Origin of the sequence: Streptomyces sp. ATexAB-D23, assembly GCF_000373645.1 — a bacterium.
GTDB classification, from domain to species: Bacteria; Actinomycetota; Actinomycetes; order Streptomycetales; family Streptomycetaceae; genus Streptomyces; species Streptomyces castrisilvae.
In genome coordinates this window covers 1-26,973 of the sequence record NZ_KB892027.1, presented here as the reverse complement: position 1 = coordinate 26,973, position 26,973 = coordinate 1, and the positions used below count along the sequence as shown (strand labels likewise).

General features: G+C 73.9%; 11 protein-coding genes. 7 read left to right on the top strand and 4 right to left on the bottom strand.

Going from position 1 to position 26,973, the window contains the following annotated elements; genetic code table 11:
• Positions 1 to 5: 5 nt before the first annotated feature.
• Positions 6 to 8,024, top strand: coding sequence for a type I polyketide synthase (locus B082_RS0123745; RefSeq protein ID WP_234018215.1), 8,019 nt, complete (start codon positions 6 to 8; stop codon positions 8,022 to 8,024).
• 50 nt (positions 8,025 to 8,074) lie between these two features.
• On the opposite strand, the gene B082_RS0123740 is transcribed toward B082_RS0123745, so the two are convergent.
• Entirely contained in the window at positions 8,075 to 9,211 is a 1,137-nt protein-coding gene (locus B082_RS0123740) for a hypothetical protein (RefSeq protein WP_018554297.1), read from the bottom strand.
• Between the two features lie 374 nt (positions 9,212 to 9,585).
• The gene (locus B082_RS0123735; protein WP_026250127.1) at positions 9,586 to 10,830 is read right to left on the bottom strand and encodes an RNA-guided endonuclease InsQ/TnpB family protein; all 1,245 of its coding nucleotides are present in this window, start codon (positions 10,828 to 10,830) and stop codon (positions 9,586 to 9,588) included.
• A gap of 50 nt (positions 10,831 to 10,880) precedes the next feature.
• Here B082_RS0123735 and B082_RS38205 point away from each other — a divergent pair, with 50 nt between their 5' ends.
• Together B082_RS38205 and B082_RS0123725 are read left to right on the top strand one after the other, a co-directional pair.
• Positions 10,881 to 11,039, top strand: coding sequence for an Arc family DNA-binding protein (locus B082_RS38205; RefSeq protein WP_018554295.1), 159 nt, complete (start codon positions 10,881 to 10,883; stop codon positions 11,037 to 11,039).
• 218 nt (positions 11,040 to 11,257) lie between these two features.
• Entirely contained in the window at positions 11,258 to 11,956 is a 699-nt protein-coding gene (locus B082_RS0123725; RefSeq protein ID WP_018554294.1) for a hypothetical protein, read from the top strand.
• An 84-nt stretch (positions 11,957 to 12,040) separates the two neighbouring features.
• Here the strand turns inward: B082_RS0123725 and B082_RS0123720 are convergent, their stop codons facing one another.
• Positions 12,041 to 13,003, bottom strand: a complete 963-nt coding sequence (locus B082_RS0123720; protein ID WP_037710758.1) for an ACP S-malonyltransferase — start codon at positions 13,001 to 13,003, stop codon at positions 12,041 to 12,043.
• 83 nt (positions 13,004 to 13,086) lie between these two features.
• On the opposite strand from B082_RS0123720, the gene B082_RS0123715 reads away from it, so the two are divergent.
• The 4 genes from B082_RS0123715 (at position 13,087) to B082_RS0123700 (ending at position 18,207) form a co-directional block, all read left to right on the top strand.
• Positions 13,087 to 14,304: an alpha/beta hydrolase gene (locus B082_RS0123715; RefSeq protein ID WP_106435531.1), complete on the top strand. Its 1,218-nt coding sequence runs from the start codon at positions 13,087 to 13,089 to the stop codon at positions 14,302 to 14,304.
• Positions 14,305 to 14,497: 193 nt separating this feature from the next.
• Positions 14,498 to 15,676, top strand: a complete 1,179-nt coding sequence (locus B082_RS0123710) for a macrolide family glycosyltransferase (protein ID WP_106435529.1) — start codon at positions 14,498 to 14,500, stop codon at positions 15,674 to 15,676.
• Positions 15,677 to 15,760: 84 nt separating this feature from the next.
• A complete protein-coding gene (locus B082_RS0123705; protein WP_051094668.1) occupies positions 15,761 to 16,750 on the top strand; it encodes a UDP-glucuronic acid decarboxylase family protein in 990 nt (329 codons plus the stop codon).
• Between the two features lie 125 nt (positions 16,751 to 16,875).
• Positions 16,876 to 18,207, top strand: a complete 1,332-nt coding sequence (locus B082_RS0123700) for an activator-dependent family glycosyltransferase (protein ID WP_018554289.1) — start codon at positions 16,876 to 16,878, stop codon at positions 18,205 to 18,207.
• A gap of 78 nt (positions 18,208 to 18,285) precedes the next feature.
• Here B082_RS0123700 and B082_RS0123695 read toward each other — a convergent pair whose 3' ends face one another.
• Positions 18,286 to 26,949 carry a type I polyketide synthase gene (locus B082_RS0123695; RefSeq protein WP_158688896.1) on the bottom strand — a complete coding sequence of 2,888 codons (8,664 nt, stop codon included), beginning with the start codon at positions 26,947 to 26,949 and terminating at the stop codon, positions 18,286 to 18,288.
• Positions 26,950 to 26,973: the final 24 nt, after the last annotated feature.

Below are 26,973 nucleotides of genomic sequence, written 5' to 3'. Positions count from 1 at the left end.
CGACCATGGAACAGCGACCCGGAGAGGCTGACCAGCAGATGCTGCGCGCCGAGCTCATCAAGCCCGTCCACGAGCTGCTGGCGGCCCACGCCGAACGCCTCGGCTCCAAGGTCGCGTTCCGTGACGCGCGGCGGGACGTCAGCTACGCGGAACTCGACCTGCGCACCCGCCGTCTCGCCGGCCATCTGGCCCACCTGGGTCTGGGCCGTGGGCAGACCGTCGCGCTCCTGCTCGGCAACTGCCTGGAGATGGTGGAGAGTTACCTCGCCGTCGCACGGGCCGCCGCCGTGGGCGCGCCGTTCAACCCGCACGCCACCGACGACGAGCTCGGGCATCTGCTGAGCGACAGCGGGGCCGTGCTGCTGATCACCGACCCCACGCACCTGGAGCAGGTGCTGCGGCTGCGGGACGGGTATCCGCGGCTGCGGATCGTGGTGACCGGGGACGGGGCGGCGCCGCCGGGCGTCGAGCGGTTCGACGCCCTGGCCGGCGGCGAACCGCCGGTCCCGGCCCGGGACGACGCCGGCCTGGACGACGTCGCCTGGATGCTGTACACCTCCGGCACCACCGGCAAGCCCAAGGGGGTGCTCTCCACCCATCGGATGGCCCTGTGGGGCGTGGCCGCCTGCTACGCGCCCGTGCTCGGCCTGGAGGAGGCGGACCGGGTCCTGTGGCCGCTGCCGCTGGCGCACACGGTGGCCCACAATCTGTGCGTGCTCGGGGTGCTCGCCGTCGGCGCCACCGCGCACATCGTGGACGGTCTGGCGGCCGACGACATCGTCACCGCTCTGCGCGAGGACCGGACGACCTTCTTCTGTGCCGTACCCACGGTCTACCAGCAGTTGCTGGGCGCGGCCCGGGGGACCGGCCTGGGCGTTTCGCAGCTGCGCGTGGGCATGGTCGCCGGCGCCGCCTGCCCGGCCGGGCTGCACGAGGAGTTCGAAGAGGCCTTCGGGATACGGCTCCTGGACAGTTACGGCAGCACCGAGACGGGCGGCCCCATCGCGTCCAACTCCCCCGCCGGGCCCCGGGTCCCCGGCTCCTGCGGGCTGCCCGTCCCCGGCCTCACCCTCCATCTGCTCGAACCGACCACCGGCCGGGTGGTGGCGCCCGGCGCCGAGGGCGAGGTGTGGGTCGAGAGCCCGGCCGTGATGCTCGGCTACCACGGCCACCCCGAGGCCACCGCCGAGGTGCTGCGCGACGGCCGGTACCGCACCGGCGACCTGGCCCGCATCGACGGGGAGGGCTTCCTGACCATCACCGGCCGGGTCAAGGAACTGATCATCCGCGGCGGGGAGAACATCCACCCGGGCGAGGTGGAGGCGGCCATCTCCCCGCTGCCCGGGGTCGCCGAGGTGGCCGTGGCGGGCAGGCCGCACCCGCTGCTGGGCGAGGTCCCGGCCGCGTACGTGGTGGCGGGTCCCGGGGGTTTCGACGCCGAGGAGCTCATCGACGCCTGCCGTGCGCAGCTGTCCTACTACAAGGTCCCGCACGAGGTGTGGGAGGTGGACCGGCTCCCGCGCACCGCGCTGGGCAAGGTCATGCGGCCCGCCCTGGCCAAGGCGCCGGGGCGGCTGGTGCTGGCGCGCCCGGAGGAGGAGAGCGGTCCGCGGGAGGCGGGAGGAGAGGCCGGCCGGTGGGTGCGCCGGCTCACGGAGACGCCGGAGGACCGGCGCGACGAGGTGCTGCTCGGTCTGGTCCGGGACGAGGCCGGCGCCGTGCTCGGGCGGACGGCGGCCGCTTCGGCGGATGTCGCCTTCCGGGAGCTGGGGGTCGACTCGGTGCTGGCCGTGCGGCTGCGCGACCGGCTGGCCGCCGCCTGCGGTCTGCGCCTCCCGGCGACGCTGGTCTACGACTACCCGACACCGGCGGCCGTCGCCGCCCATCTCGGTGCGAGGCTCGCCGGCGGCACCGGCCCGTCGGACGCGCGGGACACGGCGGCCACGGGCGGGGACCCGGCGGACACCGCGATCGCCGTCGTCGGGATCGCCTGCCGCTTCCCGGGCGGGGTCACCTCGCCGGAGGAGCTGTGGCGGCTGGTGGCCGAGGAGGGGGACGCCGTCGGTCCCTACCCCGGCGACCGGGGCTGGGACCTGACCCGCCCCCTCGAAGGGGACACGGACAGCGGCCCCGGCTACGCCCGCACCGGGGGGTTCCTGGACGGCGCCGACCGCTTCGACCCCGCCTTCTTCGGCATCAGCCCCCGCGAGGCCCTGGCCATGGACCCGCAGCAGCGGCTGCTGCTGGAGTGCGCCTGGGAGGCGTGCGAACGCGCGGGCATCGCCCCGACCTCGCTGAAGGGCACCCGCACCGGCGTCTTCGCCGGGGCGATGGCCGGCGAATACGGGGCGCGGCTGCTGGGCCGCCCCGCCCCCGAGGGCCTGGAGGGCTATCTCGGCAACGGCAGCGCGGGCAGCGTCGCGTCGGGCCGGCTCGCGTACACGCTGGGGCTCGAAGGGCCCGCGATGACGGTGGACACGGCGTGCTCGTCGTCGCTGGTCGCGCTCCATCTCGCCGCGCGTTCGCTGCGGGCGGGCGAGTGCTCGATGGCCCTGGCCGGCGGGGTGACGGTGATGTCCACCCCCTCGCCGTTCATCGAGTTCGGCCGCCAGCAGGCGCTGTCGGTCAGCGGCCGGTGCCACCCGTTCTCGGCCGACGCCGACGGGACGACGTTCGGCGAGGGCGTGGGGCTGCTGCTGCTGGAACGGCTGTCGGACGCGCGGCGGGGCGGCCACCGGGTCTGGGCCGTGCTGAGGGGCTCCGCCGTGAACCAGGACGGCGCCTCCAACGGGCTGACCGCGCCGAGCGGTCCGGCGCAGCAGCGGGTGATCCGCCAGGCACTGGCCGACGCCCGGCTCTCGGCGGCGGATGTCGACGTGGTCGAGGCGCACGGTACGGGCACCACGCTCGGCGACCCGATCGAGGCGCAGGCGATCATCGCCACGTACGGGGAGGAACGCCCGGGGCACGAGCCCCTGTGGCTGGGCACGGTCAAGTCGAACATCGGGCACGCCCAGGCCGCGGCCGGGGTCGCGGGCGTCATCAAGATGGTGATGGCCATGCGCCACCGGGTACTGCCGAGGACGCTGCACGTGGACGAGGCCTCGCCGCTCGTGGACTGGTCGGCGGGTACGGTCGAGCTGCTGACGGAGGCCCGGCCGTGGCCCGCGACGGACGAACGGCCCCGGCGGGCCGGTGTGTCGGCGTTCGGCGCGAGCGGCACCAACGCGCACCTGATCCTGGAACAGGCGCCCGAGGAGCCCCTTGAGGACGATCCGGCCGGCCGGGTGGCCGGTCCGGGCGTGGTCCCGTGGGTGCTGTCGGCGCGGACCGAACCGGCACTGCGCGCGCAGGCGGCCGCCCTCGCGGCGCGAGCCGGTGCCGGCGGGGCCGACGCGGTGGATGTGGGCTGGTCGCTGACGGCCGGCCGGGCGCGGTTCGAGCACCGGGCCGTGGTGGTCGGGGACTTCGCCGCGGGACTTGAGGCGCTGGCCGCGGGCGAACGGGCGGACCACGTGGTCACCGCCGCGGTGGCGGACACGGCGGGCGGCGGCAGGCCGGTGTTCGTCTTCCCCGGGCAGGGCGCGCAGTGGGCGGGCATGGGCACGGCGCTGGCCGACGCGTCCCCGGTGTTCGCGGCGCGGCTGGCCGAGTGCGAGAGCGCGCTGTCGGAGTTCGTGGACTGGTCGCTGGCCGATGTGCTGCGCGGGGCGGACGGTGCGCCGCCGCTGGAGCGGGTCGACGTCGTGCAGCCCGCCTCGTTCGCCGTGATGGTGTCGCTGGCCGGGCTCTGGGGCTCCTTCGGGGTGGAGCCGGCCGCGGTGGTGGGCCACTCCCAGGGGGAGATCGCCGCCGCCTGCGTCGCCGGGGTGCTGTCCTTGCGGGACGCCGCCCGGGTGGTGTGCCTGCGCAGCAAGGCGATAGCGGAGCTGGCCGGGCCCGGAGCCATGGCGCTGGTGACGGCGCCGGTGGAGCGGGTGACGGGACTGCTGACCGGGGGCGTGTCGGTGGCGGCGGTCAACGGCCCCTCGCAGGTGGTGGTCTCGGGCGAGGTGCCCGCCGTTCAGGCGCTGCTGGCGCGGTGCGACCAGGAGGGCGTACGGGCCCGGCGGATCGCCGTCGACTACGCCTCGCACTCCCCCGCGATGGAGGTACTGGCCGAGCGGCTGACGGCCGACCTCGCCGGCATCGAGCCACGGGCGGGCCGGATACCGATGGTGTCCACGGTGACCGGGGAACCGGCCGAGCCGCTGACGATGGACGCCGGTTACTGGCTGCGGAACCTGTGCCGGCCGGTGCGGTTCGCCGACGCCGCGCGGACCCTGGCCGGGCAGGGGCACACCGCGTTCGTCGAGGTCTCCTCGCACCCGGTGCTGACGGCCGCTGTCGCCGACGTGGCCGAGGACGCGGCCGTGGTGACGGGTTCGCTGCGGCGGGACGACGGTGGGTGGGACCGCTTCCTGACGAGCGTCGGCGAAGCGTGGGTGCGGGGCGTGGGCGTGAAGTGGACGGCCGCCTTCGACGGCCTGCGCCCCCGGACCGTCGACCTGCCGACGTATCCCTTCCAGCGGCAACGGCACTGGCTCCAGGCCCCTGCCTCGTCCGGCGATCCCGCCGCGTGGGGCCAGCGTTCGGCCGCCCACCCCCTGCTCGGGGCCGTCGTGCCTCTCGCGGACGGCGACGGTGTCGTCCTGACCGGTGTGCTCTCGCCCCGGTCACAGACCTGGCTCGCCGACCACGTGGTGGGCGGGTCCGTCCTCTTCCCGGGCACCGGGTTCGTGGAGCTGGCGCTGCGCGCGGGCGACGAGGTCGGCATGGACGTCCTGGACGACCTCGTCATCGAGGCGCCGCTCGTGCTGCCGGAGTCCGAGAACGGCGAGGTGCGGGTCCAGGTACGCGTCGGGGAACCGGACGGGACCGGGCGCCGGCCGCTCGGTGTCCACGCCTGCGTGGCCGGGGCCGGCGACGCGGACGACGGCGACGACCCGTTGTGGACCAGGCACGCCACCGGCTTCCTCACCACGGGCCCGGCGGGCGACACCGCGACCGCAGGCCACGAGGACGAGCCGGCCTGGCCGCCCGCCGGCGCCGAACGCGTCGAACTGGACGGAATCTACGAGCGGCTGACGGACGACGGCCTCGGTTACGGCCCCGCGTTCCAGGGGCTGCGCGCCATGTGGCGGCGCGAGGACGAGGTGTACGCCGAGATCGCGCTGCCGGCCGAGGCGGGCCGCGACAAGGGCTTCGGAATCCACCCGGCGCTGCTGGACGCCAGTCTGCACCCGGACGTCATCGCCGCGAGCGGCGGGCAGCTGCGGCTCCCGTTCGCCTGGACCGGGGTACGGCTGCACCTGGCCGGGGCCACCGTCCTGCGGGTGCGGCTGCGCCGGGGCGCCGACGGCGACGTGACCCTCACCGCGACCGACGAGTCCGGCACCCCCGTGGTGACGGTCGGAGCGCTCAGGACCCGGCCGGCGCAGCCCCGGATCGCGCAGTCCGGCATCGCGCGCGACGCCCTGCTGCGGGTCGAGTGGAACCGTCTGCCCGCCCCGGACCGGAACGCGGACGGCCGCCGCTGGGCCGTGGTGGGGCGCGGGGTGTCCGCCGGGACCTACCCGGACGTGGCGGCGCTGGCCGCCGCGGTGGCCGGGGGCGACGCCATGCCGGACTACGTCCTGGCGCCGTGCACGCAGGCCCCGCGCCTCCCGCCGGCCGAGGCGGTGCGCAGGGCGACCGGCGAGGCGCTGCGGCTGATCCAGGAGTGGCTGGCCGAGGAGAGCCTGTCCTCGTCGCGGCTGGTGCTCGCCACCCGGGGCGCGGTGGTCGGTACCGGGGTCGGGAAGGTGACCGACCCGGTGCACGCCGCCGTGTGGGGTCTCGCCCGTTCGGCCCAGTCGGAGCACCCGGGGCGGATCGTGCTCGCCGACTTCGACCTCGCCTCCTCGCAGGAGGACTGGCGGATGCTGGCGGCGGCCATGGCGTCGGCGCCCGGTGAGGAGCAGTTCGCGCTGCGCGCGGGCGCCGTGCTGACGCCCCGCCTGGTCCGGGCGGCTGCCGGGGCCCCCGTCCCGCCGCCGCCCCCGCTCGACCCGGACGGCGTGGTCCTGATCACCGGCGGCACCGGGATGATCGGCCGGGTCGTCGCCCGGCATCTGGTCACCGAACACGGCGTCCGGCACGTGGTGCTGGCCGGCCGCCGCGGTGACGCGGGCGGCCTGCCGGAGGAACTCGCCGCCCGGGGCGCCGAGGTACGGGCCGTCGCCTGTGACGTGGCCGACCGCGCGTCCCTGGCCACGCTGCTGAAGGAGCTGGACCGTCCCCTGACCGCGGTGATCCACGCCGCCGGCGTCCTGGACGACGGCGTGATCACGTCGCTCACTCCCGAACGGCTCGCGGCGACGCTGCGGCCCAAGGCCGACGCCGTGGCGCACCTGGCCGACCTGGTCCGCGAACGGGGCGACGAGCTTGCCGCGTTCGTCACGTTCTCCTCCCTGGCCGGGGTCCTCGGCGGCTCCGGGCAGGGCAACTACGCGGCGGCCAACGCCTTCCTGGACGCCCTGATGCAGCAGCGGCGCGGCCAGGGCCTGCCGGGGGTCTCGGTGGCCTGGGGGCTGTGGGAGCAGCCGGACGCCGGCCAGGGGCTCGCGGCCGGTCTGGCCACGGCCGACCGCCGCAGGCTCGCCGCGGGCGCCGTGCGCCCGCTCTCCCCGGAGCAGGGCGCGGCGTTGTTCGACGCGGCTCTCGGCCTGGCCGGGGCGCACGACGACGCCGTGCTCGTGGCCGCGCGCTTCGACCGGGGCCGCCTGCGCGACACCCCGGCCACGCTGCTGCGGGGGCTGGCGCGCGGTCCCGCGCGGCGCGCCGCCTCGGCCGGGACGGACCGGGCGTCGCTGCGGCGGCGCCTGGCGGGCCGGCCGCCGGCCGAACAGCACGAGGTCCTGGTGGAGTTGGTGCGCCAGGAGGTCGCCTCCGTGCTGGGGTTCGCCGGACCCGGATCGGTCACCCCCTCCCAGTCGCTGGCCGAGGCCGGATTCGACTCCCTGACCGCCGTGGAGCTGCGCAACCGGCTGGGTGAGGCCACCGCGCTGCGGCTGCCCACCACCCTGGTCTTCGACCACCCCACGGCCACCGCACTCGCCGCCCACCTGGCCGGGCGGATCGCGGACGGCGGCGACGGCGGGGCCGCCACGGACGGGGCGGACACCGGGCCGGACGTCTTCGGTGCGCTGTTCCAGCAGGCCTGCGCGGACGGCCGCGGCGACGAGGCCTTCGCCTTCCTCCACGGCGCCGCCCTGCTCCGGCCCCGGGGCATCGCCCCGGTCGAGCCGGTGCGGCTCGGCTCGGGAGGTTCCGGGCCCGCGCTGGTGTGCATGAGCTCCCATGTGGCGCTGGGCGGTGCGCACGAATACGCCCGCATCGCCGCGTCGTTCCGTGGGCAGCACCCCGTATGGGCCGTGCCCAACCCCGGATTCGACCCGTCCGCTCCGCTGCCGCCGACCAGGCAGGCGCTGATCGAGGCCCAGGCGGAGCACGTACTGAAGTGCGCGGACGGGAAGCCGTTCGTCCTGGCCGGGTCCTCGTCCGGCGGGGTGATCGCCCACGCGGTGGCCGGTCTGCTGGAGGCGGCCGGCACTCCCCCGGCCGCGGTCGTCCTGCTGGACAGCTACGCTCCCGCCGCCCTGAACTCCTCGCCCGCGGCGGACGCGTTCCGCGACGCGCTGGTCGGGGGGCTCCACGAGCGGCAGAGCCCGTTCGCGCGGCTCGACTTCACCCGGCTGACGGCGATGAGCTGGTACGGGGAGCTGTTCGCGGGGTGGAGCGCGGAGCCGCTGGGTGTCCCGGTGCTGCTGGTACGGGCGTCGGAGCCGCTCGCCCCCTCGCTCGAAGGGGAGGACTGGCGGACGGTGTGGAAGACGGCGCACACCACCCTGGACGTGGCGGGCAGCCACTTCACCCTGATGGAGAACCACGCGGAGAGCACGGCCGGTGCGGTACGGGAATGGCTGGAGGCGGTGGCGGGGTAGGGCGGCGGGCGGACGCGGGGACGTCCTCCACACGTCGGGGCGTCGGCGGCTCAGGGCGTGCGCGGGGTGCGCGGGGTGCGCAGTAGCGTGCGGAGACCGGCGACGCGGGCCGGGACGCCGTCGGCCCCGTCCGGAGTCACGGGCGCTGCGGATTCCGGTGGCTGGTGCGCGGTGCGGCAGGGGCGGCAGAGGCCGTCCGGGAGGGCTTCGGCTGGGCCGGGGTGGCCGCACTCGGCGCACTCGACCTGGAGGCCGCGTACGGACGTGCCGTGGTGTGCCGGGGCGTCGGGCAGGCGGGGCGGCATCTTGTCGATGAGGCGGCGGCGCGCCAGGCCCAGGGGAAAGGCGACGCGCTCGGGAAGCCCGGAGGTGAGCGCCGATGTCAGGTGGTCGGCACCGACACCTCGTGCGAGCCAGGCGGCGGCGAGCGGTTCCAGGGCGGCGCAGTCGGCGGCGGAGAGCGCCAGGCGGGGTTCGCGGCGGCCGAGTTCGGCGAGTGCGAGGTAGGCGGCGGAGTACGTCGGGACGGGCTCGGGCTCGGGCTCGGGGACGGGGGCGGCGCCCGCGTCCGGCCGGTGTCCCGGCTTCGGGGGCGCGGGCGGCTTCGGGGGCGCGGGCGGTTCCGGGGGCGCGGGCGGTTCCGGGAGCGCGGGCGGCTTCGGGGCGGATCGCCGCGCGGTGCGCTGTGGGGGTACGTCGGCCGGCTCGGCGGAGGGGGCGGGGGCGGGTACCGGTGCCGGGGCGGGTACCGGTGCCGGGGCGGGTACCGGTGCCGGGGCGGCGGTGGCCTCACCCCTGAGTGCGGCGGTCCACCACTCGTTGTCGTGGGCGGTGCGGGACCAGTAGGTGTACGTCACCCAGCGGCACGTGCCTTCTGCTTCGACCCGGCACCGTACGCGGCGCAGATGCCCGGCCACGGCGAGCGCGCGCAGGGCGGTGCCGATGGCCATCTGGCCGTACAGGGGCAGGTCCTTGGCCAGCGACTTGATGTCCATGGCGGCACCGTCGGGCAGGCGGTCGACGTAAGCCGCGACGTACCGCTCACGCTCGGGCAGGCAGTCGAAGGCGTCGGGGCGGGCGGGCTCCCGGCCGGGGAGGGACCGCTTGCCGTAGCCGGAGTGGGCCGTGCGGAACGGGCGGTGGGCTGCGGGCGAGGAGGGGGCGGGGCTAGAGTGCTTGGCAGCCATGAGATCGGTCTTTCTTTGGGTGTCGATCTTGGGTCAGGCCCCGGCCGGTGCTTCAACGCCGCGTCGGGGTCGTTTCGTTGTGCACCGTAGGCAGTCATGACTCTCCGCTGCAACTTACTCACTATTAGTCATATTTGCTGGTCGCTAGGGTGGGGAAGGGGGGGTGGGGGGTAAATTTCTCTATATCCACCCCGCATGAAGGGCCCGGATAAAAAAACACAGCTCGAATCTCGAAGCTCGAATCTCGAATGTCGAAGCCCGAGCGTCGGCCGGGGCGGCGTGTTCCAGGTTCGGAGCGTGATCAGGTCGCGGAGACGCCCAACTGGCGGACACCGCCGTCAGATCGGTATCAGCTCTTTGACATCCTCCCCGCCCTAAAGGACGGGGATTCCTGGCTCACGTTGGCTGGGGACCAGCGGTCCGCCAGCTCTTACACGATCAGCACCAGCCGGGTTGAGACCTGCCCGGACCAGCATCACGCGGGCGGAGTTCTTGTCCCTGGGGGACACGGCTCCGCACGCGGTGCAGGTGTAGGTACGTTCCGAAAGAGGTAGTGCGTGCTTGGTTCTCGCTCCGCACGACGCGCAGTCCATGGTGGTGTGCGCGGGATTGACGAGGCGGATGTCCCGCCCGTGCTTGCGGCCCATCTCGATCAGGGCCGTCTTGGTGGCGCCGATCGCCGCGTCAGCGGCTTTGCGGGCCATGGTTGTCCTGGCGAGGAACTTGGGCCGGAAGTCCTCGACGGCGATCACGTCGTGGTCTCGGACTACGGACTTGGCCCACTTGCGGGCGCTGTCCTGGCGTTGCCGGGCGACCTTCTTGTGTACCTTCGCGGCCTGCCGCTGGGCGTTGCGGTAGCCCTTGGATGCGGCCTGGCCCCGCGCGGGGCGGCGGCGGGCCATCATCCGCTGGTAGCGGGCCAGCCGCCGCGCCGCGCGCTTGCCGCGCTGGGCGTGGGGGAGGTCGTGGGCGTCGGATGTGGTGGTGGCGGTTTCCTTGACGCCCCAGTCCACGCCGAGCAGGGCGCCCGTCATCGGGAGAGGCCGGGCCTCGGTGGCGACGACGAACGACGCGTACCAGTGGCCCACGCTGTCCTGGTAGACCCGCACCGAGGTGGGCGCGGCAGGAAGGTCGCGGGACCAGACGACTGTCAGGACGATCCCGCCCGCGACGTGGAGGCGGCTGTCCTTCAGCCGGAACCCGCGCTGGGTGTAGTTCAGCGTGGGCAGCGCGTTCCGCTTCCGCTTGACGCGGGGCATCCCGGCGCGCTGCCGGAGCGGCAGTTCGGCCTTGATGTCCCTGAGCGCCTTGGCGCGGGACTTGGCGAAGTCGCGGATGGTCTGCTGCTGCGGCACCGAGGCACCCTCGCGCAGCCACGACATGGCAGTGCGGGCCTCGGTCAGCATCTTGTCGAGCTGCGCCGGACCACACGTCGTCTTCTCGGCGGCGTCGCGGTTCGCGGCATGGACCTTCCGGGACATGGCCACGCACTCGTTCCACACCCACCGGCAGCGCGCCCACTCGGCCATCAGGCCCGCGCAGGCGGTCGACGACACCCGAAGCCGGTAGGTGTACCGGGCGTTCCCGGCACCCTCCGAACTCTCACGTCGTGTCGTCATGGTGTCACTCTACTACTACCCAGCCACTCGATGACCATTACCCTGGGGTCATGGATGAAGAGAAGCGCATCACCCTCCGTCTGCCCGCAGACCTGCACTCGTGGCTGGTCACTCAGGCCAAGTCCGCCCGCAGATCCCTCAACTCCGAGATCGTCTACCGGCTGGAGGTCGAGCGCGACGCCGCCGTGGCAGACGCCGAATCACCCTGACGGCGATTCGGCTATTCCCGCCCTGCTCCGCAGGGGTCCGATTCCTCCCCGGCCCGAAGGCCGGGGCATCCTCGGAGGTTCCTGGTGATCGGGATCACAGGGCATGGGAGAATGCGCCAGGCAGAAGGGACGCTGCGTACCTTCGTCGATGACGCCGCCCCGCCTCGACCGTTTCCGCGATGCGCCCCACCCCGAGACTCGAAGTGGAGGTTCGAGACATGAGCGCTGAGGAGACCACCGGGCAGGTGAAACCTTCTCTGCTCCGACGTATCCGGAAGGCCCTCAACGAGTTCACTCCGCCGCCGGAACCGCGCCCGACTCCCAGTGAGAAGGAGTTCGCCGAGGGGCACCACGCGGTCGGAATCATCTATGCCGCCACCGAGGACCCCGGTCACGACGCACCCGGCCCCGAGACCCTCGTCATCAGCGCCGACATCCAGGGTCACGGCTTCATCCACCGGCATGTCCCCCGCCCGCTGGGGGCCGGCAGCGGCCACAAACTCGTCGGAAACAGCATCGAGTTCCGCCACACCACCTACGACCCGGACTACAGCAATGACATCTTCGTGACGCGATGGCCGCTGGAAGTCCAGGAAGCACTGAAGCCCATCCGGTACAAGGGCCCGGGAGCGGTCCGTGCGCGCATCTGGAACATCCTCTCGGGCTTTTGCTTCGTCATCGGGTGCGCCGGGGTCATGCTCACCCCGTTCCTGCTGTGTGATCTGATCTTCGGCTCGCTTGCCGGTCAGAGAGTGCTCGCCGACTTTCTCCCCGGGCTCCACCCCGCGATTGCCGTCGCCGTCAGCGTCGGGGCAAGTCCCTTGGGATTCTTCCTCTCTTCGGTTTGCGACGCCCGCCGCGATCGATCCGCAGAGAGCTCCGCCGGAAAGCCAGGCGCAAGAGTGAGGGGCGGCTGACGAGGTGATGTGGATGCCCCGGCCGGCGGCCCTCGTGAGCGCACGGTTCGTGACAGGGACAGCCCTCGCCAAGCGCCCCCCGCTCTACCGGCGGCGCAGGGGCACGCCGTGCTCGAAGACCGCGGCGACCGCCCTCGGGACCGCGTCCGGGTGGTCGACGCAGACCACGGGGAAGGGGAAGTACATCGCGTCCAGGCTGGGCGAGGGTCCCATGATCAGTCCCAGCCGGGCGCCCTGACGCTTCATCTCCTGGGTCAGGTGCACCAGGCTGATGGGCGAGACGGCGTTCTCGGTGAACATCTCGCGCACCTCCTCGGCGCGGGTGAGGACCTTCTCCTCCAGCGCCGAGCAGAGCGGCAGTTCGGGGTCGGTGAAGGGCATCGTCGCGATGTGCTCGCGGGTGGCCTCCTGGGACCGCTCGCGCAGCGGGCTGTGCTCCGCCACGTCGGTGCCCTCGGTGACGCTGACCAGGCCGCCGGTGTCGGCGCTGAGCTTCTCCAGCGCGTCCCGGTAGCCGCTGAGCATGGCGACCCGCACCCTGCGGTCCTTGTCCCAGCCGAAGTCGCAGCTCAGATAGACGCCCTCACGGCCCTCGCACAGGTGCGCCGGGTCGTCGTCCGGGCCCAGGTAGGCGGAGGCGAGGGCCTCCTCCCGCTGCGGCTCCGGCGACGCCGTCTCCGTCCCCGGCCGGAGCTCGCCACGCATCAGCAGGCCCATGAGTTCGCGGCGGTCGCAGGCTCCGGCGACGCAGGAGGCGGTCATCCCGCCCAGGCTCATGCCGCCGGCCAGGTGCGGGCGCAGCCCCTTCTCGACGAGCACGTCCTGGATGCCGAGCTGGGCGGCGGCCAGCCCGACGGGCACCGCGATCCGCCGGATCTCGTCGTCGTACTCCCCGTTCTGCCGCACCAGGCCCTCGACATCGAGCCCGGTCCACGCCGCGGCCTGGGCGAAGGACTCGCGCACTGCCGCGTACCGGTCGTAGAACTCGATGACCCCGCCGGGTTCGTAGCGGAACTGATTCGTACCGAAAATGGATGCCAGAGCCACGTGTGTCACCTCCATGACGTGGCAACGCTAGGGGAGGAAGTACCAGGATTCTTTCCAGAGTTGAGGCGGATATGATCGCGGGCATGCCTATGGGATACGTGGCGTCCACCGCACTCTTGACCTGGTGCACCTTCTTCGCCGTTGTGGCGCCGCGGCGGCCCCGGTTGCTGGCCACCCTGAGCTTCTGGTTCGGCATGGTCCTCAACGAGGTGCCCGTCATCGGCATTCTCGCCGTGCTGGCCTCCACGGCGCTGGCCGGGGCCCAGGGCGATCTGGACTCCACGGGCAGCAGGGTGACGGCCGTGATCGCCCTCGCCACCATCCCGTTCATGGCGGTGGCCGCCTGGCGTGGCCTGCGGGCGGGCGGGGTGGTCATGCGCGCCGTCGACGAGGGGCTGGGGGCCGGCTGGCGAAGCCACGTGTCCGCACCGCAGCGCCGCCCCTGGCCGCGCCTTCTGCTGCTGCGCCGCTGGACGCGGCACCTCGACGTGAAGCGGGTCGCCAACCTCAGCTACGGGGACGCGGGCCGCCGCAATCTGCTGGACGTCTACCACCGCCGCGACACCCCGCCGAACGGGCCGGTCCTGATCTACTTCCACGGCGGCGGGTTCACCAGCGGGGGCAAGAGCCGTGAGGCGCGGCCCCTGCTCTACCGCCTGGCCCAGCAGGGCTGGGTGTGCATCAGCGCCAACTACCGGCTGCGGCCCGAGACCGACTTCCCCGGCCACCAGATCGACGCGAAGAAGGCCATCGCCTGGGCCCGCGAGCACGCCTGCGAGTACGGCGCCGACGCTTCGAAGCTGTTCCTGGCGGGCAGCTCCGCCGGCTCCAACATGGCGGCCATGTGCGCGCTCACGCCGAACGACCCGGAGTACCAGCCCGGATTCGAGTCGGCCGACACCTCGGTCACCGCGGCGATCTGCCTCTACGGCTACTACGGCCACTTCTTCGGCACGGAACCCGACGTACCGCCCTCCGCGAACCAGCCGTACGCCTACCTCGGCCCCGCGGCGCCGCCGTTCTTCATCACGCACGGAACCAAGGACGCCCTGGCGTCCGTCGAGGGCGCCCGGTACTTCGTCGGCCGGCTGCGCGACGTCACCAGCAGCCCGGTGGTGTACGCGGAACTGCCCGGCGCACAGCACTCGTTCGACCTGTTCCACTCGGCGCGCACCGAGGCCGTCGTGGACGGTGTCGAAGGGTTCACCTCCTGGGTGCTGGCCACGTCGCACGACGCTGCCGATCCGGCGCCCCGTCAGGAACCCGAGGCACCGCCCGCGCATGAGGGCCTGTCGTCGTAATCCCTCCGTTCACACCCCCACAGCCGAAACGCCGAACCCTCCCTCCACCGGTCGAGCGAGGCTGCTACTAGGCGTTCACTCAGAAGGCCGGCCCGTGGGATCACTCCGCGCGTCGGGGCGTACATGCTGATCTGCGCCCGTAACAGGAGAGGGCGGCCACCACCGCCCCGATGTCCCGATTGGTGATCCCGCCTTGACGCCTCGCCGCGCCCACATCGCGATGATCGGTACGCCGTTCCTCGGTCATGTGATCCCGTCCTCCGAGGTGCTGGCCGAACTGGTGGCGCGCGGGCACCGGGTGACCGCCGCCAACGAGGAGGCCGTGGCGGGGCGGCTGAGCGGGACCGGTGCCGAGTTCGTCCCGGTCGTACGGCGCTTTCCGGACGACGGCGGGGCATGGGTACAGGACCCGGTCTCCACGCTGAACGTGCTCCTGGACTGCAACATGCAGACGTTGCCGCAACTGTGCGACGTGTACGACGAGGACCCCGCCGACCTGTACCTGTACGACACGGGCGCCTACGTCGGCCGGGCGCTGGCCGAGGCGCAGGGGCGGCCCAGTGCGCTGGTGACGCCGTGCGTGGTCGCCCTGAATCTGGACAACGAGGTGACGACGGAGGCGGAGACCGCCGAGCTGCCCGGGGCCGAGGCCTACGAGGCGCGCTTCACCGACTGGCTCGTGCGGAGCGGGGCCGCGACGACGGACGTGGACGAGTTCACCGGGCGGCGCCGGACCCTCGCGCTGATCTCGAAGGTGCTCCAGCCGCACGCCGAGCGGCTGGACCCGGACGAGGTCACGTTCACCGGCCCGTGTTTCCTCAGGCGTGAGAGCCAGGAAGGCGGCTGGAAGCGTCCGGAGCGGGCCGAGCGGGTGCTGCTGATCTCGCTGGGATCGTCGTTCACGCGGCAGCCGGAGTTCTACCGGCGGTGTCTCGCGGCGTTCGGCGGCCTGCCGGGCTGGCACGTCGTTCTCGGCATCGGCCCGGACGTGGACCCCGCCGAGCTCGGTACCGTGCCGGAGAACGTCGAAGTACACGCCTGGGCGCCGCAGCTGTCGGTGCTGGCGCAGGCGGACGCGTTCCTGACGCACGGCGGCGCGGGGAGCTGCGGGGAGGCCCTGTTCCACGGACTGCCCATGGTGGTGGTGCCGCAGGGCTCCGACCAGATCAGCACCGCCGAACTGCTGGTCGAGCGGGGAGTGGCCCGGCGTATCGACACCGAGGACGCCACTCCCGAGGCGTTGCGCGAGGCCGTGACCTCGCTGGTGGGCGACCCGCTGGTGAGGGGCCGGCTGGCGGCGCTGCGCGCCGAGGTGCGGTCCGAGGGCGGTGCGGCGCGGGCCGCCGACATCATCGAGGCGATGCTGGAGTGAGACCCGACTCCCGCCACCGGGGCCCGGCCGCCGGACCGGACGCGTTCCCCTTACCTGTCACCGCATCACTGTGAGGAGTTGGACATGAGCCACACCGCTCGAACCCAGGGTCTGCCGGAGCACACGGGGAGGCGGACGGTGGTGACCGGCGGCGCCGGTTTCGTCGGCTCCCATCTGTGCCGTGCGCTCCTCGCCGCCGGGGACAGCGTCGTCTGCCTCGACAACCTGAGCACCGGGCGGCTGCGGAACATCGGCGACCTGCTGGACAACCCCCGCTTCACGTTCCTCGACGCGGACGTCGTCGAGCCGTTCGCGATATCCGGCCGGGTCGATCTCGTCCTGCACCTGGCGTGCCCGGCCTCGCCCGTGGACTACTTCCGGATGCCGGTGGCAACGCTGCGGGCCGGCGGGCACGGGACGTACAACGCGCTGTCCCTGGCGCGCGACAAGGGCGCGAGGTTCGTCGTGACCTCCACGTCCGAGGTGTACGGCGATCCACTCGTCCATCCGCAGCGCGAGGACTACTGGGGCAACGTCAACCCGGTGGGGCCGCGGGCCTGTTACGACGAGTCGAAGCGGTTCTCGGAGGCGCTGACGGTGGCCTTCCGCGACGAGTACGGCGTCGATACCGGGATCGCCCGGCTCTTCAACTCCTACGGCCCCGACATGCGCGACGGCGACGGCCGGGTCGTGCCCACGTTCATCAAGCAGGCCCTGGCCGGCAAGCCGCTGACCGTCATGGGCGACGGTTCGCAGACCCGGTCGCTGTGCTACGTCACCGACACCGTGCGCGCCATCCTCGCCCTGGCCGGCAGCTACGAGACCTCGCCGGTCAACATCGGCAATCCGCACGAGATCACCATGCGGGAGCTGGCCGAGTACGTGATCACGCTGACCGGCAGCGCCTCCCCCGTCCGCTACGTCGAGGCGCACCCGGACGACCCGCAGCGCAGGCGGCCCGACATCGGCAGGGCGCGCCGGGTGCTGGGCTGGGAGCCCGAGGTGCGGCTGTTCGACGGGCTGAAGGAGACCATCGCCTCGTTCACCCCGGCCGGTGACCTGTCGGCCGTGTGACCCGCACGCGGACCCGCGAAACTCTGGGAGTTTCCCCCGATGCTCGGGGGGCGGCCGTCCCCGGTCCCCGGCGCGGGCCGAACCTGGACGAACTCCGGATCCTTTGACTCTCCCAGGAGTTCACCGTGCGCGTGCTGTTCGCAACCATCCCCGAGAAATCCCATCTGTTCTGCATGACGCCACTGGCGTGGGCCATGCGCGCCGCCGGCCACGAGGTCCGGGTCGCCAGCTGCAAGGAGCTGGCCGACGTCGTCGCCGCCACCGGAATGACGGCCGTGGCGACCGGCACCAACGACGGCATCAACGCGTCGATGCACGCCAACCGCGACGCGCAGGAGATGGCGGAGCTGATCAGCTGGAACGAGCTGGATCCGGCGAAGCTGACCTACGAGGCCGAGGCCTACCGCGCCCAGGTGGTCGCGTACGCGTGCGCCATGTTCAACGAGACGATGATCCCCGACATGGTGGAGTTCGCCCGGGTCTGGCGGCCCGACCTCGTGGTGTGGGACTCGCTGACGTACGCCGGTCCCATCGTCGCGGGCGTCGTCGGCGCCGCGCATGTGCGCTCGCTCTGCTTCGCGGACGTGTGGGTGAAGAAGCGCGAGATCCTGCGGGAGCTGGCCCTCGGGGTGCCGGCCGACGAGCGGAAGGACCCGCTCGCCGAGTGGCTGGGCGACCGCGCCGAGGAGTTCGGGGGCGCCTTCGGCGAGGAGCTGACGACCGGGCAGCTCACCCTGGACCCGCTGCCCGGCAGCCTGGGCATCGACACCGGCGCCCCGCGCACCCCCATCCGGTTCGTGCCGTACAACGGCCCGGCGGTCGTGCCCGACTGGCTGACCACCCCGCCCGAGCGGACCCGGGTCTGTATGACGCTCGGCGCCTCCAACACCGAGCGCCACGGCGGTGACTACGTGTCCAAGGGCGACATCCTCGGGCAGCTCGCCGAGCTGGACGCCGAGGTGGTGGCCGCGCTGCTGCCGTCGCAGATCCAGGAGCTGGGCACGCTGCCGGACAATGTGCGCGCCGTCTCCTCCGTACCGCTGCACGCCCTGCTGCCCAGCTGCTCCCTGCTGATCCACCACGGAGGCTTCGGCAGCTACGCCAACGCGCTCATGTACGGCGTCCCGCAGCTCACCGTCACCACCCCGCTGGCCGATCAGCTCTACCGGGGCGCCGGAATCGAGGAGCAGGGGGCGGGGCTGCTGCTCGGCACGGACCGGGCGACGCCCGATGCGGTGTACGAGCGGGCCGCGCGCATCCTGGCGGACGCCTCCTTCCAGCGGAACGCCACCCGGCTGCGCGAGGAGGCCGAGGCCCTGCCCTCGCCGGCCGAGGTGGTGCCCGTACTCGAAAGGCTCACCCGTGAACGGCGCCAGGAACCCTGGCAGTTCGAGGGCACGGCCGTCTCGCGGCTGGACGACATGTTCACCGCGCTCGTGGTGGAGCCCCGGGGCTAGGGCCTGTCCGGCGGATCTTCGCGGGACAGGCCCTAACGGGTCCAGGGGGGCGCCGCGACGGGCGCCCCACTGGCCCGGTCAGGCGTCCAGGTCGTCCAGGAACCGGAAGATCTCGTCGTCGCTCGCCCCGTCGAAGTCGGCGATGGCGGCGTCGTCCTCCTTGGGCGCGGCGGGCGCCTGGGCCGGGGGGATGACCGTTCCGGTCAGCCGGCCCAGCGCCGCCCGCAGCCGGGTCTCCAGCCGCTCGCGCAGCGGGTCGTCGCCCGCCAGGCCGGGAAGGGTCTCGGCCAGCTGTTCGAGCCCGCTCAGGAGCGGGGCGAGGGTGCGTTCCGCGTCGGACGGCAGGATCTCGTCGAGGTGCGCGGCGAGCGAGACCGGGGCCGGGTAGTCGAAGAGCACGGTCGCCGGCAGCCGCAGACCGGTCTCCTCGCTGAGCCGGTTGCGCAGTTCTACGGCGCTGAGCGAGTCGAAGCCCATGCCGAGGAAGCCCGCCTCCACGTCGACCAGTTCGGCGTCCGGGTAGGCCAGCACCACGGCCGCCTCCCGGCGCACCAGGTCGAGCAGGGCCCGCTTGCGCGCGGGGCCCGTCAGCGCGCCGAACCGGTCTCCCGGCGCGGCTTCCGCCGCCCCGGACCCGGCGCCCGGCCCGGCTCCCGGTGCCCCGGGGGCGGCGGCGACGGTCGGGCGGACCCGGCCGCGCACCAGGCCGCGCAGCATCGCGGGCACCTGGTCCGGCTGCCCGTCCTCGAAGACGCCGAGGGCCGTCCTGGCCGGTACGAGCACCGCGTCGGCGTGGCCCCGGGCCGCGTCGAACAGGGCGAGCGCCTCGGCGGTGGACATCGGTACGAGGCCGCTGCGGGCGAACCGCGCGAAGTCGGCGTCGCTCAGCTTGCCGGTCATGGTGCTCAGTTCGGCCCACGGCCCCCAGCACAGCGAGACCCCGGGCAGTCCCCGGGCCCTGCGGTGCGCCGCGAGGGCGTCGAGGAAGGCGTTCCCCGCCGCGTAGGCGGCCTGGCCGGCCCCGCCGAGTGTCGAGGCCAGTGAGGAGAACAGGACGAAGCCGGAGAGCCCGGCGTCCGCCGTCAGTTCGTGCAGGTTCAGCGCGGCGTCGACCTTGGGTGCGAGCACCCGGTCGACCTGGTGCGGGGTGAGCGCGGTGACCACCCCGTCGTCGACGACGCCCGCGACGTGCGCGACCCCGGTGAGCGGGTGCCCGGCGGGGATGCTGTCGAGCAGCTTCTGAAGGGCGGCGCGGTCCGCGGCGTCGCAGGCCTCGATCGTCACCTCGGCGCCCAGGGCGATGAGTTCGGCGCGCAGCTCGTCGGCCCCCGCGGCGTCCGGTCCGCTGCGGCTGATCAGCAGCAGGTGCCGTACGCCGTGCTCGGTGACCAGGTGCCGGGCGAGGAGCCGGCCGAGTGTGCCGGTGCCTCCGGTGATGAGTGTGGTGCCGGCCGGGTCCCAGCCCGCGGGCGTGCCCCCGGCGGGTACGCGGGCGAGCCGGGCGAGGCGCACCCCGCCGCCGCGCAGCACCAGCTGGGGTTCGTCCCCGGCGAGCGCCGCGGCCAGTGCGCCGCCCGTCGCCGGGTCGTGCGCGCCGGTTCCGTTCCCGGGGTCGAGGTCCAGGAGCGCGAACCGTCCCGGGTTCTCGGTGATGGCTGCCCTGACCAGTCCGTGGACGGTGGCGGCGGGCAGGTCGGCCGGTCCCTCGTGGGTGTCGGCCGCCACCGCGCCCCGGGTCACCAGGACCAGCCGCGATCCGGCGAACCGCTCGTCGGCGAGCCAGCCCTGGACCAGGGCGAGGGCCCAGTGGGCGGCGGCCCTCGCGGCCTCGGCCGGTTCTCCCGCGAAGGCGGGTGCGAAGGCGAGGACGCGCTCGGGGACGGGCGCCCCGGATTCGGCCAGGGCGTGCAGGGTCGGGTGGTCGTGGAGGGTGACGGCATCCAGGAGCGCGGCGGGTGTCCCGGGTGCGGCTTCGGCGCCGACCGTCGCCCAGGTGGCGTTGCGGGGTGCCGTTCCGGCCGGGACGGGCGTCCACTCGGTGCGCATCAGCGACTCGGTGCGCGGGCGGGGTGCCTGGGCCGCGGTCCTCGGGCGGAACGCCAGCGACTCGGCGTGCGCGACCGGGGTGCCGGCCGGGTCCCAGACCTGTACGGAGACCGTGTGCTCGGCCAGGTCTTCGAGCCTGACGCGCAGCTGACGGGCGCCCGCGGTGTGCAGGACGACGTTCTGCCAGGAGAACGGCATCACGCCCGCGTCGCCGATCGTGCCCACGGACACCGCCTGGAGCGCCGCGTCGAGCAGTGCCGGATGCAGTCCGAAGCCGGCGGTGTCGGCGGTGTCGGGCAGCGTCACCTCGGCGTAGACCTCGGGGCCGCGCCGCCAGGCGGCGGTGAGGCCCTGGAACACCGGGCCGTAGTCGCTGCCGTTCGCCGAGAGGCGCGGGTAGAGGCCGTCGAGGCCGATCGGTTCGGCGCCCTCGGGCGGCCAGACGGCGGGGGCGTCCGCGGGGGGCGCGGTGTCGGGGAGCAGGGTGCCCGTCGCGTGCTTGTGCCACTCGGCCGCGTCGTCGGCGCTGTCCGGCCGTGCGTACACGTCGAGGGTGCGGGCTCCGGCGGTGTCGGCGGCTCCGACCCGTATCTGCACCTGGGCCGCCGCGTCCTCGGGCAGCGCGAGCGGTGCGTGCAGGGTGAGTTCGCCGACCCGGCCGCAGCCGACCTGGTCGCCCGCCCGGACGGCGAGTTCGAGGTACGCGGTGCCGGGCAGCACCACCGTGCCGTCGATGACGTGGTCGGCCAGCCAGGGCAGCCGACGTGTGGAGAGCAGCGCGGTCAGGACCGCGCCGCCGCCGTCGGCGAGCTGGACGGCTCCGCCGAGCATCGGGTGCCCGGGGGCGTCCAGACCGGCCGCGCGTACGTCCGCAGCGGGGGCCGGGGCGTCGAGCCAGTAGGTCTGCCGCTGGAAGGGGTAGGTGGGCAGGTCGACAAGCGCGTCGCCGTCCGGCAGCAGGGCCGTCCAGTCGCAGGCGGCGCCGTGCACATGGAGTTCGGTGAGCGCGCCGAGGGCGGTCGCGGTTTCGTCGCGGTCGCGCCGCAGGGCCGCCGCCACCACGCCGGGGGTGTCGCCCATGCGGCTGTCGGCGGCCATCGCGGCGAGCACGGCGTCCGGCCCGATTTCGAGGAACCGGGTCACGCCCGCCGCCTCAAGGGTGCGGATTCCGTCGGCGAACCGGACGGCCTCGCGCAGCTGCGTCACCCAGTACTCGGCGGTGCACAGCTGCTCGGCCGTGGCCATGACACCCGTGACGTCGGACACCAGGGGAATGGCCGGCGGCGCCATCGGGATGTCCCGGAGGACCGCGGCGAACTCCTCCAGCATCCCGTCCATGTGGGGCGAGTGGAACGCGTGGCTGACCCGCAGGCGCGTGGTCTTGTGGCCGAGGCCCTTGAAGTGCGCGACCACCCGGTCGACTTCGGCGGTGTCCCCGGAGACGACGGTCGCGCGCGGCCCGTTGACCGCCGCCACGGCGATCCGGTCCGTACGGTCGGCGAGCAGCGGGCGCACCTCGTCCTCGGTGACCGCCAGGGCGGCCATCGCGCCACCGGCCGGCACCTGTCCCATCAGCCGGCCGCGGGCCACGACCAGGCGGCACGCGTCGGCCAGGGTGAAGACACCGGCGAGGTGGGCGGCGGTCAGTTCGCCGATGGAGTGCCCGATCAGGTGGTCGGGCACCACGCCCCAGGAGGCGTAGAGGCGGAACAGCGCGACCTCGACAGCGAACAGGGCGGGCTGGGTGTATTCGGTGCTGTCCAGCAGCTCCGCCTCCGGGCTGCCCGGCGCGGCGAACACGAGGTCGCGCAGCGGCCTGGGCAGGTGCAGGTCCACCTGGGCGCAGACCTCGTCGAAGGCGTCGGCGTACACCGGGTACGTCTCGTACAGCTCGCGGCCCATGCCGGGGCGCTGGGCGCCCTGCCCGGAGAACAGGAACGCGGTGCGGCCGCCGCTCGCGGTGCCGGCGGCCGAGGGTGCGTCGGTCCGGCCGTCCAGCCAGTCCCCGAGCCGGTCGCGGAGGGCGTCGCGGTCGGTGCCCCAGCACACCAGGCGGTGTTCGAAGCGGGAGCGGGCCGCGAGGCCGCGGCCGATCGCCGCCGCGTCGTGGCCGGGCTCCGTGTCGAGGGCGCCGAGCAGGTTGCGGACCTGGTCGGTGAGCGCGGCGGGGGTGCGGGCGGACAGGGCCCACGGCAGGGGACGCGGGGCGGCCCCGTCGGCCACCGCCGGGAGTGCGGGTGCGGTCTGCGGGCCCTCCTCCACGATGACGTGCACGTTCGTGCCGCTGATCCCGAACGAGGAGACGGCGGCGCGGCGCGGCCCGTGGTCGTCCGGCCAGGCCCGTTCGTCGGTCAGGAGCCGTACGGTTCCGGCGGACCAGTCGATGTGCGGGGTGGGCCGGTCGACGTGCAGGGTGCGCGGCATCGCGCCGTGCCGCATGGCGAGTACGGCCTTGATGACCCCGGCGATTCCGGAGGCGGCCTGGGTATGGCCGATGTTCGACTTCACCGAGCCCAGCCACAGCGGCCGGTCGGCGGGCCGGTCCTGTCCGTAGGTGGCGAGCAGCGCCTCCGCCTCGATGGGGTCGCCGAGCGCTGTGCCGGTGCCGTGCGCCTCCGCCAGGTCGACATCGGCGGCTTCGAGCCCCGCGTCGGCCAGTGCCTGGCGGATGACCCGCTGCTGGGCGAGGCCGTTGGGCGCGGTGAGTCCGTTGGACGCCCCGTCCTGGTTCATGGCGCTGCCGCGGACGACGGCGAGCACGCGGTGGCCGTTGCGGCGGGCCTCGGAGAGCCGTTCCACGAGGACCATGCCGACGCCCTCGGCCCAGCCCGCGCCGTCGGCCTCCGCGGAGAACGCCTTGCACCGGCCGTCCTCGGAGAGGGCGCCCTGCCGGCTGAACTCGATGAAGGTGTACAGCGTCGAGAGCAGGGTCACGCCGCCGGCGAGCGCCATCGTGCTCTCGCCGGAGCGCACGGACCGGGCGGCCAGGTGCAGGGCGACCAGCGAGGACGAGCAGGCGGTGTCCACGGTGACGGCGGGGCCTTCGAGCCCGAAGGTGTAGGCGACCCGGCCCGATGCCACGCTGGCCGCGCTGCCGGTGGCGAGCTGTCCCTCGAACTCGCCCGCCGACGCGGCGGCCCGGGGCCCGTAGTCCGTCTGGTTCGCCCCGACGAACACCGCGACCGGGCTGCCCTTCAGCGTCGCCGGGTCGATCCCGGCCCGCTCGAACGCCTCCCAGGAGGTTTCCAGGAGCAGCCGGTGCTGCGGGTCGATGGCCGGGGTCTGGCGCGGTGAGATCCCGAAGAACATGGGGTCGAACGCGCCGATGTCGTCGAGGAATCCGCCGCCGCGCGTGTAGTGCGTGCCGGGGTGGTCCGGGTCCGGGTGGTAGCTGCCCTCCAAGTCCCAGCCGCGGTCGTCGGGCAGACCGGTGACCGCGTCACGCCCCTCGGACAGCAGCTGCCAGAACTCCTCCGGCGTGCTCACACCGCCCGGGAAGCGGCAGCTCATCGAGACGATCGCCACCGGGTCGTCGTCCACCTCCCCGCCCCGCCCGGCGGCCACGGCGGGCGCGGGCTGCTGCGGGGACGCGGAGGTCTCGCCGTCCGTGCCGAACAGTTCGGAGAGCAGGTGCCGGGACAGCTGGTGGGCGGTGTTGTGGTCGAAGACGACGGTGACCGGCAGCCGCAGACCGGTGACCTTGTTGAGCCGGTTGCGCAGCTCGACGGCGGTCAGTGAGTCGAAGCCCATGTCGCGCAGGGCCCGGTCGGCATCGACGCCGTCCGCGTCCGGCAGGCCGAGTACCGCTGCCGCGTGGGCGCGCACCAGGTCCAGGAGCGCCTGCTCGCGCTCGGCCGGGGAGAGTCCGGCGAGTCCTGCCAGGAGGCCGGTGTCGTCCTGGGACTCGTCGGGCCGCGACGGCGCTGCCCGGCGGGCCTCCGGGAACTGTTCGAGTATCCGTCCGGTGCGGCCCGCCGTGCACGACGGCCCGAACACCCGCCAGTCGACGTCGGCGACGGCGAGGTAGCCGAGGTCGTGGTCGAGTGCCTGTTGCAGTCCGGAGATCGCCGTCTCCGGCGCCATCCCGGTCACTCCGTCGCGGCGCAGCGAGGCGCCGATGTCGCCGGAGGCGAGCCCGACCCGGTCCCAGGCGCCCCAGGCCACCGATGTGGCCGGGAGCCCTTCGGCGCGGCGGGCCGATGCCAGTGCGTCCAGGTAGGCGTTGGCCGCGGCGTAGCTGCCCTGTCCGGGCAGGCCGAGCGTTCCGGCCAGCGAGGAGAACAGGACGAACGCGTCGAGGCCGAGGCCCTTGGTCAGTTCGTGCAGGTGGTGTGCGGCCACCGTCTTGGGGCGCAGCACCGCTGCGGCCCGCTCCGGGTCGAGCGCGTCGAGCAGGCAGTCGTCGAGGACGGCCGCCGCGTGGACGACGGCGGTCAGCGGGTGTTCGGGGGCGATGCCGTCGAGCAGTTCCCGCAGCGCCGTACGGTCGGTGACGTCGCAGGCCGCTACGGTGACGCGGGCGCCGAGCCCGGTCAGGCGCCGCGTCAGCTCGGCGGCTCCGGGGGCCTGTTCGCCGCGCCTGCTGGTCAGCAGCAGGTGCTGGGCGCCGTTCGCCGCGAGCCAGGCCGCGACCTCGGCGCCGATGCCGCCGGTGCCGCCGGTGACCAGGACGGTTCCGGAGGGGCGCCAGTCGCGTACGGGGGTGTGGCCGGCCAGCTTCTTGCGCGCGAGCCGGCGCACGTAGAGCCCGCCGGTCCGTATCGCGAGCTGGTCCTCGCCGTCGGGGGCGCCGAGACCGCGCACCAGCCGTTCGCCGGCCCGCTCGTCCGCGTCGGCCGGCAGGTCGATCAGCCCGCCGAACCGCTGCGGGTACTCCAGGGCCGCGATCCGGCCCAGGCCCCACAGCAGGGCCTGCTCCGGTACGGGCGCCCGGTCGGAGCGCCCGACGCCGACCGCGCCCCGGGTGGCGATCCACAGCGGCGCCGCGATTCCGGCGTCGCCGAGTGCCTGGACGAGCAGCACCGCCCGGTCCAGGTCGTGCTGTCCGTGGCCCGCGTCCTCGTGGTCCGTGCGGTCGCGTAGGGCGAGCAGGGACAGGATGCCGGTGGCCTCCGCCGCGTTCCCACGCAGCCGCGCGGCCAGTGCGGCCCGGTCGTCGCCCTCGGCGATGTCGAGCACGGTGACGTCGGCGCCGTGCGCGGTGAGCGCCTGCCGGGCCCGCTCCTGCCAGGCGTGGCCGCCGGACGGGGTGAGCAGCAGCCAGCGGGAGCCGTCGATCCTCGGCGTCACGCCTTGGGCCAGGGGCTGCCACTCGACGTCGTAGCGCCAGGTGTCGAGTGCGGAGTCCTGGCGGCGCCGGCGGCGCCAGCCGGCGAGGGCGGGGAGCACCTGTTCCAGCGCGGCGGGGTCCTCGACTCCGAGTGTTCCGGCGACGGCGTGCGGGTCCTCGTTCTCGACGGCCGCCCAGAACTCGGCGTCGGCCGGGTCCTGCGCGCTCTCGCCGGGGCCGGTCCGCTCCAGGTCCTGCAACCAGTAGTGGTCGCCCTGGAACGCGTACGTCGGCAGGTCGACCGGCGCCGGGGGCGAGTCGGGGAAGGCGGCCGTCCAGTCGACGTCCACCCCACGGACCCACAGCTCGGCCGCACTGGCCAGGAACCGGTCCAGGCCGCCGTCGTCGCGTCGCAGCGAACCGGTGACCACGCTCTCGTCGGCCAGTTCCTCGACCGCGGCGGACAGCACCGGGTGCGAGGAGACCTCCACGAACACCCCGTACCCCTCGGCCGCCAACTTCTCGACCGCTTCGGCGAACCGCACCCGGGAACGCAGGTTCGTGAACCAGTAACCGCCGTCCATGACCGGGCCGTCGATGAACTCACCGGTCACCGTCGACAGCAACGGGATCTCACCGGTCCGGGGGGCGATGCCCGCGAGGGCATCGGCCAGTTCGGACCGCAGCACATCCATGGACGCCGAGTGGGAGGCGTAGTCCACCGCGATCCGCCGCGCCCGCAGCCCCAGCTCACGGCAGGCCGCGACCACTTCCTCCACCCCGTCGACCTCACCGGAGACGACCACCTGCGAGGGGCCGTTGACCGCCGCGACCGACACCCGGTCGCCCCACGGGGCGAGGATCTCCTCGACCCGGGCCACACCGGCTCCGACGGAGGCCATCGTGCCCGCACCGCTGGCCAGTTCCGCGATCGCGCGGCTGCGCAGGCAGGCGACGCGCAGCGCGTCCTTGAGGGACAGCACGCCCGCCACGTGGGCGGCGGCGATCTCGCCCTGCGAGTGCCCCACCACGGCGGACGGCACCACGCCGAACGACCGCCACACGGCCGCCAGGCCCACCATCACGACGAACGAAGCGGGCTGGACGACGTCGACGCGTTCCAGGGACGGCGCGTCCGCGCCGCCGCGCAGGACCTCGGTGACCGACCAGTCGACGAGCCCCGCCATCGCGGTCTCGCACTCGGCGACCACGCCCGCGAACACCGGGGACTCCTCCAGCATCCGGGCGCCCATCGACACCCACTGCGCCCCCTGGCCGGGGAACACGAACACCGGCCGGCCCACGGGCCCGGTCACCCCGGACACCACACCGGCCGACGGCTGGTCCGCCGCCAGCGCGCCGAGCCCGGCCGCGTACGAACCCAGCACCACGGCCCGGTGCTCGAACCGCGCACGCGTCGTCGCCAACGACCACCCCACCGACACCGGATC

Excerpts from the sequence above, each read along its gene's own strand:
- B082_RS0123725 (WP_018554294.1), top strand. The coding sequence starts at position 11,258 with ATGAGCGCTGAGGAGACCACCGGGCAGGTGAAACCTTCTCTGCTCCGA.
- B082_RS0123735 (WP_026250127.1), bottom strand. The coding sequence starts at position 10,830 with ATGACGACACGACGTGAGAGTTCGGAGGGTGCCGGGAACGCCCGGTAC.
- B082_RS0123740 (WP_018554297.1), bottom strand. The coding sequence starts at position 9,211 with ATGGCTGCCAAGCACTCTAGCCCCGCCCCCTCCTCGCCCGCAGCCCAC.
- B082_RS0123705 (WP_051094668.1), top strand. The coding sequence starts at position 15,761 with ATGAGCCACACCGCTCGAACCCAGGGTCTGCCGGAGCACACGGGGAGG.
- B082_RS0123715 (WP_106435531.1), top strand. The coding sequence starts at position 13,087 with ATGCCTATGGGATACGTGGCGTCCACCGCACTCTTGACCTGGTGCACC.
- B082_RS0123745 (WP_234018215.1), top strand. The coding sequence starts at position 6 with ATGGAACAGCGACCCGGAGAGGCTGACCAGCAGATGCTGCGCGCCGAG.
- B082_RS38205 (WP_018554295.1), top strand. The coding sequence starts at position 10,881 with ATGGATGAAGAGAAGCGCATCACCCTCCGTCTGCCCGCAGACCTGCAC.